Genomic DNA, 14,171 nt, shown 5'->3' on the forward strand with positions numbered 1-14,171 from the left:
ATATGGGTAAAGCTTGACCTTCCTCTTATTGGAATAATGAAAGCCGGGGATATAAGTCGTATTAATAACTAAGTTAAATATACATATATTTTATTAATTAATAAATTTTCATTTACACACTAAATTTGTTCTAAATTGACTTAGCATCGATTGTATTTTAATGTAACTATAAGTATACAATATTAATTATTATTATATTCTATATTATTAATATATAATTAAAAATTATTAAGTGACTTTCATGGATTATTTATATATTTAAACAAGTATCAATCTTAATTTAAAATCAGAAGGTGTTAAATGAGGTATTTATTTTATAAAATATCAATTAATAACGATGTGTGGCGTGGAGTACTGAGAAGGTATAAAAATTTCCTGAGTGCGGGCGTGGTGCTCACCATGTACATTTCATTTCCGGTAGCGCCGACACTTGCGCAGACAGTTGGTGGTGCTGGGGGCTATAATGCCTACGAACAAGATTCGGCATCACTGGGCGGTGAGCCCGAACACTCCGGAACTCATCCATTACATGTGAATCCCGATGCGTTGGGCGGTGGGGGAGGTGGTGCCGGAGGGGGGGCTGGCGGCAACGGAAGCGAAGGCCAAGGTCATGAGTTCGGTGGCAAAGGCGGAGATGGTGGCGCTCACGGGCTTGTTATAACGACGATTGCCCCGGCCGGTGAGAGTATCACGGGGGATCAGCTTGGGACGAAGGGGGATGACGGTGCCCCCGGCGATGATGCCCAAAAAACATATTCCAGCGGTGCAGCAGGCGGCGGCGGTGGTGCGGGCGGTTATGGTTTGGTTGTAAAAGTTGGTGGAACAATTACCAACATGGCAACGATCAGCGGCGGTGCTGGCGGCAACGGCGGCGATGGCGGACGCGCGATAGCGACTGTTGTCGCTGGGGTTTTAAATGGCTCCGGGGGGCAGGGCGGTGGCGGCGGCGTTGGTGTCTGGATGACGGCCAAAAATATATCACTGATAAATGGCAAGATCATAAGCGGTGCAGCAGGCGGAAAAGGCGGGGAAACTCAACTTGATGCTGCGTTGGCTGGTAATTCTACCCGTATAGCCGATGGGGGTAATGGCGGCGCGGGGGTTTATAGTTCGGACCCGACAGGAACTTCCGTCGAAAATCAAACAGGGGCTGCTATACAAGGCGGGGCTGGTGGTGATGGCGGCGATACGCAGACCGGGGTCAATGTGATAGGAAGACCCAACCAGGACCTAGGTAATGGTGCTGGCGGCGCCCGTGGGGGGGAAGGGATTTTCGGCGTTCTGCGTGTGGATAATGACGGTACGATCATTGGCGGCGCGGGCGGAAATGGCGGTGTTGGCGATCAGTGGCATCATCAACAGACAACTTCAACTCTCTTGCATGAAGCGACCGGCGGCAATGGCGGCGCAGGAGTGGTTCTCCCTTCACTTCCCGTTGCGGCTAGGGTCACGAACAACGCTAACGGCGTTATCCAAGGGGGGAGAGGTGGAAACGGCGGTAATGCTGCAACAGAGGGTTCAAAAACTCGAGAGCAGAGCATCGGTGGAAATGGGGGTGGAGGTGTCGAGGTAACTGTAGGCGCGGTAATCACCAATGTCGGCCAAATAGCCGGTGGGGATGGTGGTAACGGTGGTACCACGCTGGCAAGTGATTCAAGCAACGGAAGAGGAGGTAAGGGCGGCGGTGGCGTTTATGGGAATGAGTTCACCGTAAACAACAGCGGCAACATTCAGGCTGGCCAGGGAGGTGTCGGGGGAAGTGGTGGTGGGGGCGATGGCGGCGATGGTATTAATGGAGGTGGCCTTACTATTATCAACAGTGGAACTATCCAGGCTGGTCAGGGCGGTGCTTCGGGAAGCTCAAATTTTGCTGGGGGGAATGAAGGACTTGCCATACATTTCCTTGCTGCTCAGGGACCGACTCACGCCAACACGCTGGAAATCCATAATGGCTCAAATATTGTTGGGAAAGTTGTCGCTGAAGCCAATATTGGCGGAAATGTTTTCATACTCGGCGGGGACGACGATGCTACATTCGGTAAAACGCTGTCGGCAACCATAGACCACACCTCAGATTATCAGGGGTTTGGTAAGTTTCAGAAGGCAGGCACGAGCACGTGGACACTCGAAACCCGTTACGATAACCGTTGGGATATTCTCGATGGTTCGCTGAAAATAGACGATCAAGGCTCTCTGGGTGATAACACGATCATCGCAGCGAGTGGTTCTTCCACAGTGGACAGATTTTTGATCTATGATCTTTCCGGCGGCGTAACACAAACATTCAACGGGTTGCTTTCCGGTGAATTCGGACTCCGCAAGGAGGGGGACGGTACACTGGAACTCACGAATAACAATAATGTGGTGAACCTGGGCATTGAATTGAACGGGGGGGTGATTTCGACGAATACGGTGGACGCCCTTGGCAATCGCAATTTGAGTTTCGACGGCGGAACACTACGGTTGGTCGGATGGACGCCATCATCGATGCAATCATTGCAAACGGTCACCCTGAACCCCCATGGCGGTACTTTCGATATTGCCGATCAACTCGGTTCGCTTAGCATTGCGAAAGCCATAACCGGTGTCGGTGGTTTAACCAAGATGGGTTCCGGCGCTTTGATTCTGACCGGTGATAGCAATTATATGGGCGGCACGACCATTTTGGGAGGTGCAATACTGCTTGGCAATAGGGGGACAAAGGGAAGTGTGGAGGGAACCATTAATGTCAGTCAGAATGCACAGTTGATCATCAGCCGTGGGGACAATGCTGCTACGCCTTATGATTTCGACAACAAGACCACGGGTGATGGCCAAGTCGTTGTTGATGGCCCTGGTACTGTCAAGTTCTCCAATGAGGACAGCACCTATTCGGGCGGTACGAAACTAGCCGATGGTACGCTCAGGATTGACTCCGATAAAGTCCTCGGAGCTGGCGGCCTGATATTCGATAGCGGCACGCTCTCGATTGGGTCTAATATCTCGATTGATCATGCCGTTAATGTTCTGACGAGCGGTATATTTGATACCGATCATGACCTGACGTTAACGGGTCCGGTAGACGGAGCCAGCATATCCAGTTTCGATAAAATAGGTAACGGTCGCCTCACATTTGACAGTAGTGCCGACACAACGCAATTTTTCGGTACAGCCAATGTTAAGGCCGGAACGATGGAGGTCAACAGTCAATTCGGCGGCGGGGTCAATGTTGATAACGGCGGCGCATTGGGTGGTGAAGGTTCTGTTGGGCGCACCGAAATTGCAGGTGGTGGAACGCTGGTGGGGACCGCAGGAAAGACGATGACATTTGGCAATGGTTTGGTGCTGGATGCTGATAGCACCGTTCATATCACAATTGGGGCGACGCCGACGAATCCTCCGATGTTCGAGGTTAACGGTGATTTGATCCTCGACGGAACGCTTGAGGTGGAAACCAATCAGTCAACAGCGGGTGTCTATCAAGTGTTCCATTATAGTGGCACCTCAACCGATAACGGATTCCAGTTGGGTACGATCCAAAATGTTGCGAATCAGAACGACTGGTCGCTTCAAATCGGTTCTGGTGCGGTCAATCTTGTCCATACCAACGGCGTTGCGTATCACTACTGGGATGGTTCAAATACGACCGGCGGCAACGGCGTTGCTGGTGGTAACGGAACTTGGAATGCGACAAACACCAATTGGACAAGCGATAATGGCGCGCAGAACGGTATCTGGGATGACGACGCGCTTGCCATTTTTGAAGGGGCTGCGGGTACAGTCGCGGTTCAGGGTCCCGTAAACGCGTCTGGACTGGTATTTCAAACAAATGGTTACGTAATCAACGGTGATCCTTTGACTTTGGTTCAGGCCGGGGGCCAAGCGCCCATCATTCAGGTCGGTGATATTAGCGAGGCCAGTAAATCCTCAATGACGGCGACAGTCGATACCGTTTTGCACGGAACGGATGGGTTGAACAAGACTGGTAACGGTACGTTGATCCTGACCAAAAATGCTGACTATCGCGGCACTACCACTGTATCGGGGGGCACGCTCCAACTGGGCGATGGGGGCACACAAGGGCTAGTCAACACCGATATCATTCTCGCTGGAAATCATTTTGACGACAGCGTTTTGGTTTTCAATCACTCCGGTCCCATCAATTTCGATCATTCAATTTCGGGCGTAGGGGAAGTTATTCAGCGTGGCACCGGAATCACGACGTTTAGTGCAAGCAATAGTTTTTCCGATGGCCTGACCGTCGAGAACGGAACGGCGAAAGCTGGTGTTGCGGTCACGGCATTCGGCTCTGGGCGGGTGAAAATCGATGCTGGGGCTACGCTCGATCTAGCCGATTTCAGTGAAACCGTCGGTGGTCTGATCGGCGACAAGGACGGTGACGGTAATATATCTCTCGGCTCTGGAACATTGACTCTCAATCAGGATTTTAATGATCAGTTTTCCGGTGCAATTTCTGGAACAGGTGGAATTGTAAAAAACGAAAACGGTAAGCTCACCCTATTTGGAAGAACTAGTTATTCCGGTGTCACTGCTGTCAATGGCGGCTCTCTGGTGCAAGGCGCGAAAGATGCCTTCAGCAATACGTCAGCCTATACTGTGGCCAATGGCGCCACGCTCGATTTCGGCGGTTTTGCCACCGGCGTTCGGTCGCTGGAGAATGTTGGTACAGTTGATTTCGGCGGTATGGGTGGCACTACGCTCACCATTGCTGGTGACTATGTTGGTGGCGGTCGACTCGTCATGAGCACTGTGCTGGGAGCGGATAATTCCACCACGGATTTGATGAGGGTCGGTGGCAATACATCTGGAACCACATCGGTTGTCGTCAAGAACCGAGGCGGCCTCGGTGCCGCGACGGTAAATGGCATCGAACTGATCGATATCGCTGGGAACTCGGGCGGCACATTCAATCTTCAAGGTGATTACACGACCAAGGATGGGCAGCAGGCCATTCTGACCTCGTCGGCCTATGCCTACACCTTGCAAAAGGGCGATGCGAGCGGATCGAATACCAAGGATTGGTACTTGGTCAGTCAGTACACCAGAAGCAATCCAGATGGCCCCAATCCGCCGGATTGTGATGATCCGAATGGCTGCCCTGAGAATCCTACTAATCCAAGTGGACCATCCCGCTTTAGTCCTGCCGCTCCGGTATATACGTCCTATGCTGCAAGTATGCAGGCACTGAACCAACTGCCGACATTGCAACAGCGCCGCGGGGATCGTTACCTTAACAAGTCAGGATCACTTCGCGGCTCCTCGGAGGCTGGCGAGACGGATGATCGCGCCATTTGGGCACGTATCGAAGGAGCGCATAACCGTCTGGAGCCGAATACGACCGCCGGGCATGTGCAGCAGGATATCAATACTGTCATCATGCAGGCTGGTGTCGATGGGCAGTTCTACGAGGATGAGAGCGGCCGGTTGATCGCAGGCATTACCGGTCAATACGGCAATGGTCGTGCCAGAACGTCGAGCAATTTCGACGATGTTAACGGTGGTGGCGAGCTGAACACCCAAGGCTGGGGTCTCGGTGCAACCATTACCTGGTATGGCAATGACGGTTTCTATGTCGATGGACAGGCGCAGGCCAACTGGTACAAAACCGACCTTCGCTTTGGCGGCGGCAACAACGGGCTGACGAACGACAATAATGGTTTCGGTTATGCGTTCAGCGTGGAATCTGGAAAGCGTTTCGATATCGATGAAAATTGGTCGCTGACGCCGCAGGCTCAGCTGATGTTCTCATCGGTCGATTTCGATACGTTCTCGGATAGCTACGGCGCGACTGTCAGCAATCGTGACGGCAACAGCCTCAACGGTCGTCTCGGGCTTGCCGCCAACTACGCCAATAGCTGGCAGGGAGCGGATAGCCGCATGGTCAATGCCAATGTGTATGGCATCGCCAACCTCTATCAGGAGTTCCTCGGTGGAACGAGCATCAACTATGGCGGTACCCGGATGAAAGTCGACCAGGACCGTACATGGGCTGGCGTTGGTTTCGGCGGTACCTATGCCTGGGCGGACAACAAATACTCCGTCTATGGCGAAGGCACCGTGAACACTTCGCTCAACCACTTTGCGGACAGCTATGCCGTTAAAGGAAACGTAGGTTTCAAGGTGAACTGGTAGGATAAGCATATCAAGAAGAGCCCAACGGGCTCTTCTTGTCGCTCTATCTCGATGCTGGCGCTGGGCTTGTGGTTTCCCGCTTTTGCTATCGGTTAAGGAGTGACATCAGGCCGTAATGCATTGGATGGACTGAGCGATGTTGACAGACATTCGTCTGTTGCGAGACCTTGAAGCAAAGACTGGTCGAGAGCATTTCCGGTAAATCCGATGGACTTGCAGGGAAAATCGGACGAGACGGCTTCCCATTCATTTTGGATAGGCAAAACATACCCTAAGCACAAAAGAAGCGCCGGTTTGATTGTATCAAATCGGCGCTTTCGTTTTCAGAGCAAGAATTCCGCTCGCCGTGAAACTTCGGTAGATTGTCGCGGTTCAGTCCGAGGGACTGATGGAGCGTTTTAATTCGAGTGGACAAGCTCTACCGAACTCACAGATGGAGTTGGTTCAGTGAAAGTTGGATCGCTTTAGCCGGTTCAACCGCTGCTTCTCACGCGCATCTTATCCGAAACAGTTTCGGACATTTCCGTCCGCGCTCTCGAAGTCAGTCGCCATTCGTCAGGCGGGGCGCGACTTTTTCGATCTCGCCGATCAGTTCCAGCAGATTGCGGCTGATATGGCCATGCAGCGAGGCTGCCACTTCCGGGTATTCTTCCAGAATGCGCCGGAAGATGGAGCGGCTGATGCGGATCACTTCGGTTTCCGCTTCGGCAACCGCGCCGGTCAGGCGTGATGTCTGGGCGATGAGAGCCATCTCACCAAGCATCGCACCGGGGCCAACGGGGCGGATCGATATCCGCCCCTCATCAGCGTCGTGAAACAGGGTAATGTTGCCGGAAACGACGATATAGGCACAGTCCGCGCTCTGGCCTTCACGGAAAAGCTCGCGTCCCGCGCGCAGCACAAGCCGCTCGGCGCCGAAGGCAAGGAGGCGCAACTGTTCCGGAGTGAATGACTCGAACAGGCCCACCGTGCCCAGAATGCGAATATCGTCGTCTAGCGCCATAGAGTGTCAATACACCTGCATCGGGCGCTGTCCATCACGGGACAAGCTTGTATCCCCCGCTTTCTGTGACGAGAAGCGTCGCGTTGGACGGGTCCTTCTCGATTTTCTGACGCAGACGATAGACATGGGTTTCAAGCGTATGGGTCGTCACGCCTGAGTTATAGCCCCAGACTTCCTCCAGTAGCACATCGCGACCGATGACCTTGTCGCCAGCACGGTAGAGATATTTGATGATCGCCGCTTCCTTCTCGGTCAGGCGAATCTTTGCACCCTTCTCGTCGATCAGCAGCTTCTGTCCCGGCTTGAACGTATAGGCGCCGACCGTGAAGGTCGCGTCTTCACTCTGTTCATGCTGGCGCAATTGCGCGCGGATGCGGGCAAGCAAAACGGCAAATTTGAACGGCTTGGTGACATAGTCGTTCGCGCCGGATTCGAGGCCGAGGATCGTGTCCGATTCGGTGTCATGTCCGGTCAGCATGATGATCGGGGACTTGAAGCCGCCTTTGCGCAGAAGCTTGACAGCCTCGCGGCCATCCATGTCCGGCAGACCCACATCCATGATCAGAAGATCGACGATGCCATTGCGGGCAGTCTGAATGCCCTTGGTGGCATTGTCTTCCTGCAGGATCTGGAATTCTTCACACAGCTCAAGCTGCTCGACGAGGATGGAGCGGAGATCTTCGTCGTCATCCACAATCAGAATTGTACGGCCTGTCATGCCTGTCCTCGTTACTCTTTGATTTAAATATGGCTCTTCGTGTTTTATGACACTTAATGGCCAGAAGTTGAAGCGGCGAAACGCGAATCAGGCTTTCGCGCGCCTCAGGGGCGAAGTGTAAACATATTTTGCCCGAAAACTGAAAATGGAGACGGCAGCGTGACCAGATACCAAGGAGGCCGTGGGGTCGGCATCATCAATGTTCGGGCCAAGCCGGGCCACAAAACGCGCGGGCTGCTTACTGCTGGCAATCTGGTGCTGGAATGTGCGCTTGGCAAGGGGGGCATCAGCGCTTTCAAGCGCGAGGGCGATGGTGCAACGCCTCTGGCCGCCATGCGTCTGCTTTATGGATATCGTCGCGGTGACAAGGGCAACCTGCCCTCGTCGCGGCTGCCTCTGCGCCAGATCCGCCGTCTGGATGGCTGGTGCGATGCGCCGGGCGACCGCAACTATAACCGGCCGGTGCCGCTGCCTTACAAGGCCAGTCACGAGGATATGTGGCGCAAGGACGAGCTTTACGATGTTTGCATCGTGATGGACTGGAACATCCTGCCGCGTCGCCGCGGCTGCGGCAGCGCCATTTTCTTCCACCTGGCGAGGCCGGGCTATACGCCGACCGAGGGCTGTATCGCATTGAAGCGCGCCGACATGGCGCGCCTCTTGCCGCATCTATCGGACCGAACGGTCATTCGCGTCCTGCGATAGTTCCGATTTTCAGTGCGCCGGTGCGGGCACGATTTTCACCTCGTTGCCCTGCACGTCGTAGAGCTTTCCGCCGAGGAAATAGTCGCCGTCGTGCAGTTCGGCGATGTGGTGATGACGGATGATGCGCTCGGTACCTTCCGAAAACACCGACATTTGATCGGAATTACCGGTCTTGAACTCATTGAACAGGAGGTTCAGCACGATGGCCATCAGCGCAGCCGAGCTGATGCCCGAATGGAAGATGGTTTCAAACCAGTCGGGAAACTGATGGTAGAACTGCGGTGCAGCGATCGGGATCATGCCGAAACCGATGGAGGTGGCGACGATGATCAGATTGACGTTGTTCTGATAATCGACCCTCGACAGCGTGCGGATGCCGCTGGCCGCGACCGTGCCGAAAAGTACGATGCCCGCACCGCCCAGAACCGCTGGCGGAACACAGGCAATCACGCGCCCCATCACCGGCAGCAGGCCGAGCGTGACAAGAATGAGACCGCCGGTCGCGACGACAAAGCGGCTTTTAACGCCCGTCACCGCCACAAGTCCGACATTCTGCGCAAAGGCGCTCTGCGTGAACGAGCCGACGATTGGGGCAAAAATGCTCGACGCCATATCGGCGCGCAACCCGTTGCCGAGCCTGCGGGAATCGACCTTGGTGCCGATGATTTCGCCCACGGCCAGAATATCCGCCGAGGTTTCCACAAGGGTCACCAGAATGACGATGAACATGGAAATGGTCGCAGCGATGCTGAAGACGGGCATGCCGAAATGAAAGATTTCCGGAAAAGCCATGATCGGGCCTTCGCTGACGCGCGAAAAATCCGTCATGCCGAGCGCCCAGGCGATCAGCGTGCCGCACACCATGGCGAGCAGGATGGACAGGCGGGAAATGGTGGCGCTGCCGATCTTGCTCAGGATAAGCACGAGCGCCAGTGTAAGCCCGGCCAGACCGATATTGGACATGCTGCCGAAATCGGGCGCATTGCTGTTGCCGCCCATCGCCCAGCGGGCCGCAACGGGCATCAGCGTCAGGCCGATGGTTGTGATGACGATGCCGGTCACGAGCGGTGGAAAGAAGCGCGTTATGCGTGAGAAAATCGGCGTTATCAAAAAGCCGATAAAGGCCGCCGCCATGACGGAGCCAAGCACGACTTGCAGGCCTGCTTCGCCGCTGCCGCTGGACGTGACAATGGCCACCATCGTTGCGACACCGGCAAAGGAAACGCCCTGCACGAGCGGCAGCTGGCATCCGAAAAAGGGAATGCCGATGGTTTGCAGCACAGTGGCGACACCGCCGGCAAACAATGAGGCAGTGATGAGCAGACCCACTTCACCGGGGCTCAATCCTGCGGCCTGACCGATAATCAGGGGAACCGCAACAATGCCGCCATACATGGTCAGCACATGCTGAAAACCATAGGCAAGGTTTGCAGCAACCGACAGTTTTTCATCTTCAGGGCGCGAAACTGCATCCGCCCCGGACAGGTGCGTATTCAATGCTACTCCCTCCCGGCAGACGGGTTTAGACCAGTCTGCCCTCTCCGTTCTCCCTGCGCAATCGTGTTGTGGCTGTCCGAGTTGTGCCGCACACAAAAATACGCAATGTCTCCTCCAAGACAGTCGTCAGAGTATAACGGCACCCGTCCGCATGACTGTGCGTGTTTTGCTTGAAATTGTTTTCGACGCGGGAAGGCTAATGTCGTGGTTGGGTTTAGCAACCTGTCATTTTCATCGCTTCTTGCAGAACCGTGAAAACAGCGGGGTCTGTCGATTGCGCCACGTTGAAGCGCAGATAGGCGCTTGCCGTGCGTGACGGGCTGAATACATCGCCGGGCGCCATAACGACACCCTTGTCCAGCGCGTGCCTTGCAATGGTGCCGGAATCCATGCCGTCGGGCAAGCGCGCCCAGAGAAACATGCCGCCTTGCGGTTCGGCCCAGAGTTCCAGCCCTGCGGCTTTCAGGCGCTTGGCGGTCAGCGTCATGGCATCGGCAAGCTTGGCGCGCATGCCTTCGATGTGGCGGCGATAGGTGCCGTCGGTCAAAAGCGCATGGACGATTTGCGCCGAAATTGAATTGCCGCCAAAGGTTGTGGCGAGCTTCAGATCGGTCAGGCCATCGATCCAGTCACTGCGCCCGGCAATATAGCCGACACGCGCCGCAGCCGAGAGTGTTTTGGAAAAACTGCCAATGTGCAGCACGCGCTCGAACCCGTCGAGTTCCGCCAGCAGCGGTGCTGGCGACGGATGGAAATCGCCGAAAATATTGTCCTCGACGAGAATGATGCCGTGTGCTTCCGCGAGCTTCAGAAGACGATGCGCGGTTGCGGGCGACATGACGCCGCCGGTCGGATTTTGCAGGCCCGCATTGGAAATATAGAGTTTCGGGGCGTGTTCGGTGGCAGCCTTGGCGAAGGCGTCGAGGTCCGGGCCGCTATGCGTATAGGGCACGCCGATCAGCTTGACCCGGTGGGTCAGCAGCACGGCCTGAAAGTTGAAATAGCACGGATCGTCCACCAGCACGGTGTCGCCCGGCTGGAGCAGAAAGCGGCAGATGAGATCAATGGCCTGCGTGCCGGAATCGGTCAGCAATATCTCGCCGCCGGAAATATCCATGCCCTGTTCCGCCAACCGGTGCGCGAGATGGCTGCGCAACGGGCGGAAACCGAGTGGTTCGCCATAGGTGGCGAGATCGCTGCGCTCGTCGCGGGCAATGGCGCGCAGCGCACGGCGGATGCCTTCCAGCGGCAGCCATTCATCCGGCAGCCAGCCGCAGCCGGGCTTCAATGTCTTGCCTTCGGTTTCCAGCGATTGGCGCATGACCCAGAACGGGTCGATCTGCCGGTCCTTGTGCGGCGTGGTGGTGGCCAGCGAAAACGGCTGGCGCGCTCGCTCTGACACATAGAAGCCAGCACCACGGCGCGAGTGGATGATGCCTTCTGCCACCAGCCGGTCATAGGCTTCAACCACGGTGGATTTGGAGACGTCCATGGTTTCGGCAAGGCGGCGGATCGACGGCAGGCGGGCGCCGGGCGCAAGGCTCATGGCCGCAATGCGTCCGCGAATAATGGACATGACTTTTTCGACGAGCGAGGTTTTTTCAGCCATGCCATTTTCATCACCGCGCGCGCTATCGACGCCCGCATAGGCGGCTTCCACGGCTTCCAGGCTGCGCAACAGGCCCGTCGATATCATCTGTACTCTCTTTCGTATCAGTACAGTTTGCCAGAATTGTCCGGTAACTGTCTCTGATTATTTCGGCAAGTTCGCGGCATTGTCCGCGAAATTCATAAACGATTTTGCTGAAAGCTGAAAAGACACATGCGTGAGAATGTTGGGAACAACGGTATTGGCAACAAGACCGCCGGTTGGATGAATGGGTTTCTGGGCGTGCTGATTTTCTCCGGCTCGCTGCCTGCGACACGTCTTGCCGTGATCGATATCGATCCGACCTTCCTGACCATGGCGCGCGCGTCGATTGCCGGGCTGTTGGGCATGGCGCTGCTGCTGGCATTTCGCGAACCGTTTCCGCGCAAAAGCGATGTCATTTCCCTGATCGTGGTGGCGCTGGGCGTGGTGGTCGGCTTTCCGCTGCTCACGGGTATTGCGCTCCAACATATGACCTCGGCGCACGCGATTGTCTTTATCGGCCTGCTGCCGCTTTCGACGGCAGTGTTCGCTGTGCTGCGCGGCGGCGAGCGGCCGCGTCCGCTGTTCTGGCTGTTTTCGATCGTGGGTGGGGCTATTGTCGCGTCCTATGCTTACGGGCAGGGCAGCCAGTCCACGCTGCTCGGGGATGTGCTGATGCTGGGCGCCATCATTGTCTGCGGGCTTGGCTATGCGGAGGGTGCTAGTCTGTCGCGCAGGCTTGGCGGTTGGCAGGTCATTTGCTGGGCGCTGGTCTTCTCGCTGCCGATCATGCTGCCGCTGACCATTCTCATGCGTCCTGAAACATGGACAGGCATTGGCGCGATGGCATGGGGCGGGCTGGTTTATGTGTCGCTGTTTTCGATGCTGATCGGGTTTTTCTTCTGGTATCGCGGGCTGGCGCAGGGCGGGGCTGCGACGGTCGGTCAGCTTCAGCTTCTGCAACCGTTTTTCGGCCTGATGCTGGCGGCAGGCATTGCGGGAGAGCCCGTCAGCATGGGCATGGTCGCGACAGCGGGCATCGTCGTGCTGTGCGTCGCGGGAGCGAAACGCTTCGCTTAAGCGGGTCTAAATGAATGCCCAGACGGTCGTGCGCTTGACTTCGGAATCTTCCAGCGCACGCGTCACGGGCACCGTATAGACCGCAAGCTGCTCCAGCCGATCCTTGGGCAAATAGGCGCGGCCCGGATCGCCAACGATGATTTGAGCGCCGCGTTCCGCCAATTTTGCGAACCATGGAATAAGCCGGTCGGCCAGCGGCTTTTCATAGAAGACATCGCCCGCCAGAACCACATCCCAGCCGTGATCGGCGCCGATGAGATCGTCAAGGCTGGCCGTCACTGCAACGCCATTGGCCTTGGCGTTGATATCAATTGCGGGAAGCGCGAAGGGATCAATATCCGAAGCGACGACGCTTTTCGCGCCCGCTTTCATGGCCGCGATGGCGACAAGACCGGAGCCGGATGCAAAATCCAGCACAGTCTTGCCACGCACGGCTTCCGGATGGTCGAGAATATAGCGCGCCACGCCCTGACCGCCCGCCCAGGCAAAGGCCCAGAAGGGCGGCGGCAGGCCGATTGTGGCCAGTTCTTCCTCTGTCTTGTGCCAGAGGTCGTGCGCTTCGTCAGCCAGATGCAGGCGGATTTCCGGCACATGCGGCGGTGCTTGCAGGCCGGTATTGGCCAGAATGAAGCTGCGCGTGCTGGTTTCCGCCGGATCGAGCATCAGATATCTTTGGCGTCGAGGCCGCCCATGCGGCAAACCTCAATCCATTCATCTTCCGTCACCGGCTGAACGGACAAGCGCATGGAGGTGACAAGCGCCATATTCTCAAGCTTCGGGTTCGCCTTGACATCCTTCAGGGTGACCGGCTTCGGCACATCGCGAACAGCCTTGATGTCCACGCAATCCCAGCGCGGGTCGTCGGTGGTGCTGTCAGGGTGCGAAAGCGCGCAAACCTCGACAATACCGACCACTTCCAGCCCTTCATTGGAATGGTAGAAGAAGCCTTTGTCACCGAGTTTCATGGCGCGCATGTTGTTGCGCGCCAGATAATTGCGCACGCCATCCCATTGCTCGCCTTTTTCACCACGGGCCTTTTGCATTTCCCATGACCATTTGAACGGTTCGGATTTGAACAGCCAGTAAGCCATTGTGCGTTCCTCGGTAAGCGACTCAGGCGTTGGCGGGATTTTTGAACGACCAGTTCCACGGGCGCACGGTCACGTCCTGAAACAGACCAGCCTTCGCATAGGGATCGTTGGCGCCGATGGCTGCTGCTGCGGCCTTGTCTTCGGCTTCGACAACGAGAAGGCTGCCATTTGGCTTGCCATCTTCGCCAAGGAAAGGACCGGCAAACTTCAGCACATCGCCAAGGCTCGTAAGGTATTCGAGATGCGTCGGGCGCGTATCGAGGCGCACCTGCAGATGGTCGGGCTTGTCGTTGCAAAGAAGTGCAAAAAGCATCG

Annotated in this window: 10 protein-coding genes; 3 read left to right on the plus strand and 7 right to left on the minus strand. The window is 55.9% G+C overall.

The genetic code is table 11. The features are described from left to right. Positions 1-300: 300 nt before the first annotated feature. Positions 301-6,132 (plus strand): autotransporter outer membrane beta-barrel domain-containing protein, encoded by a 5,832-nt coding sequence (locus FIC94_RS22775; RefSeq protein WP_140026121.1) that lies wholly within the window; start codon positions 301-303, stop codon positions 6,130-6,132. Between the two features lie 541 nt (positions 6,133-6,673). Here the strand turns inward: FIC94_RS22775 and FIC94_RS19605 are convergent. After that, the gene (locus tag FIC94_RS19605; protein ID WP_109369936.1) at positions 6,674-7,135 is read right to left on the minus strand and encodes a cyclic nucleotide-binding domain-containing protein; all 462 of its coding nucleotides are present in this window, start codon (positions 7,133-7,135) and stop codon (positions 6,674-6,676) included. A 34-nt stretch (positions 7,136-7,169) separates the two neighbouring features. Beyond that, positions 7,170-7,853: a response regulator OptR gene (optR, locus tag FIC94_RS19610; RefSeq protein WP_078337540.1), complete on the minus strand. Its 684-nt coding sequence runs from the start codon at positions 7,851-7,853 to the stop codon at positions 7,170-7,172. 159 nt (positions 7,854-8,012) lie between these two features. Here optR and FIC94_RS19615 point away from each other — a divergent pair, with 159 nt between their 5' ends. Continuing rightward, a complete protein-coding gene (locus FIC94_RS19615; RefSeq protein WP_121536758.1) occupies positions 8,013-8,558 on the plus strand; it encodes a L,D-transpeptidase family protein in 546 nt (181 codons plus the stop codon). Positions 8,559-8,567: 9 nt separating this feature from the next. Here the strand turns inward: FIC94_RS19615 and FIC94_RS19620 are convergent, their stop codons facing one another. Both FIC94_RS19620 and FIC94_RS19625 read right to left on the minus strand, forming a co-directional pair. Continuing rightward, the gene (locus tag FIC94_RS19620; protein WP_121536756.1) at positions 8,568-10,055 is read right to left on the minus strand and encodes a nucleobase:cation symporter-2 family protein; all 1,488 of its coding nucleotides are present in this window, start codon (positions 10,053-10,055) and stop codon (positions 8,568-8,570) included. Between the two features lie 214 nt (positions 10,056-10,269). Next, on the minus strand, positions 10,270-11,751 hold the full coding sequence (locus FIC94_RS19625; RefSeq protein ID WP_140026122.1) for an aminotransferase-like domain-containing protein: 1,482 nt from the start codon (positions 11,749-11,751) through the stop codon (positions 10,270-10,272). A gap of 126 nt (positions 11,752-11,877) precedes the next feature. Here FIC94_RS19625 and FIC94_RS19630 point away from each other — a divergent pair, with 126 nt between their 5' ends. Continuing rightward, positions 11,878-12,765: a DMT family transporter gene (locus FIC94_RS19630; protein ID WP_121536752.1), complete on the plus strand. Its 888-nt coding sequence runs from the start codon at positions 11,878-11,880 to the stop codon at positions 12,763-12,765. Positions 12,766-12,771: 6 nt separating this feature from the next. Here the strand turns inward: FIC94_RS19630 and FIC94_RS19635 are convergent, their stop codons facing one another. From FIC94_RS19635 to FIC94_RS19645, 3 genes are read right to left on the minus strand one after another with little or no spacing between them, the layout of a single operon-like run. Continuing rightward, positions 12,772-13,428 carry a class I SAM-dependent methyltransferase gene (locus tag FIC94_RS19635; RefSeq protein ID WP_140026123.1) on the minus strand — a complete coding sequence of 219 codons (657 nt, stop codon included), beginning with the start codon at positions 13,426-13,428 and terminating at the stop codon, positions 12,772-12,774. After that, positions 13,428-13,856, minus strand: a complete 429-nt coding sequence (locus FIC94_RS19640) for an EVE domain-containing protein (protein WP_109369930.1) — start codon at positions 13,854-13,856, stop codon at positions 13,428-13,430. The genes FIC94_RS19635 and FIC94_RS19640 overlap by 1 nt, the downstream gene beginning before the upstream one ends. Positions 13,857-13,878: 22 nt before the next feature. Next, entirely contained in the window at positions 13,879-14,169 is a 291-nt protein-coding gene (locus FIC94_RS19645; RefSeq protein ID WP_109369929.1) for a YciI-like protein, read from the minus strand. Between the last annotated feature and the right edge of the window lie 2 nt (positions 14,170-14,171).

The organism is Ochrobactrum teleogrylli, assembly GCF_006376685.1.
GTDB lineage: Bacteria > Pseudomonadota > Alphaproteobacteria > Rhizobiales > Rhizobiaceae > Brucella > Brucella teleogrylli.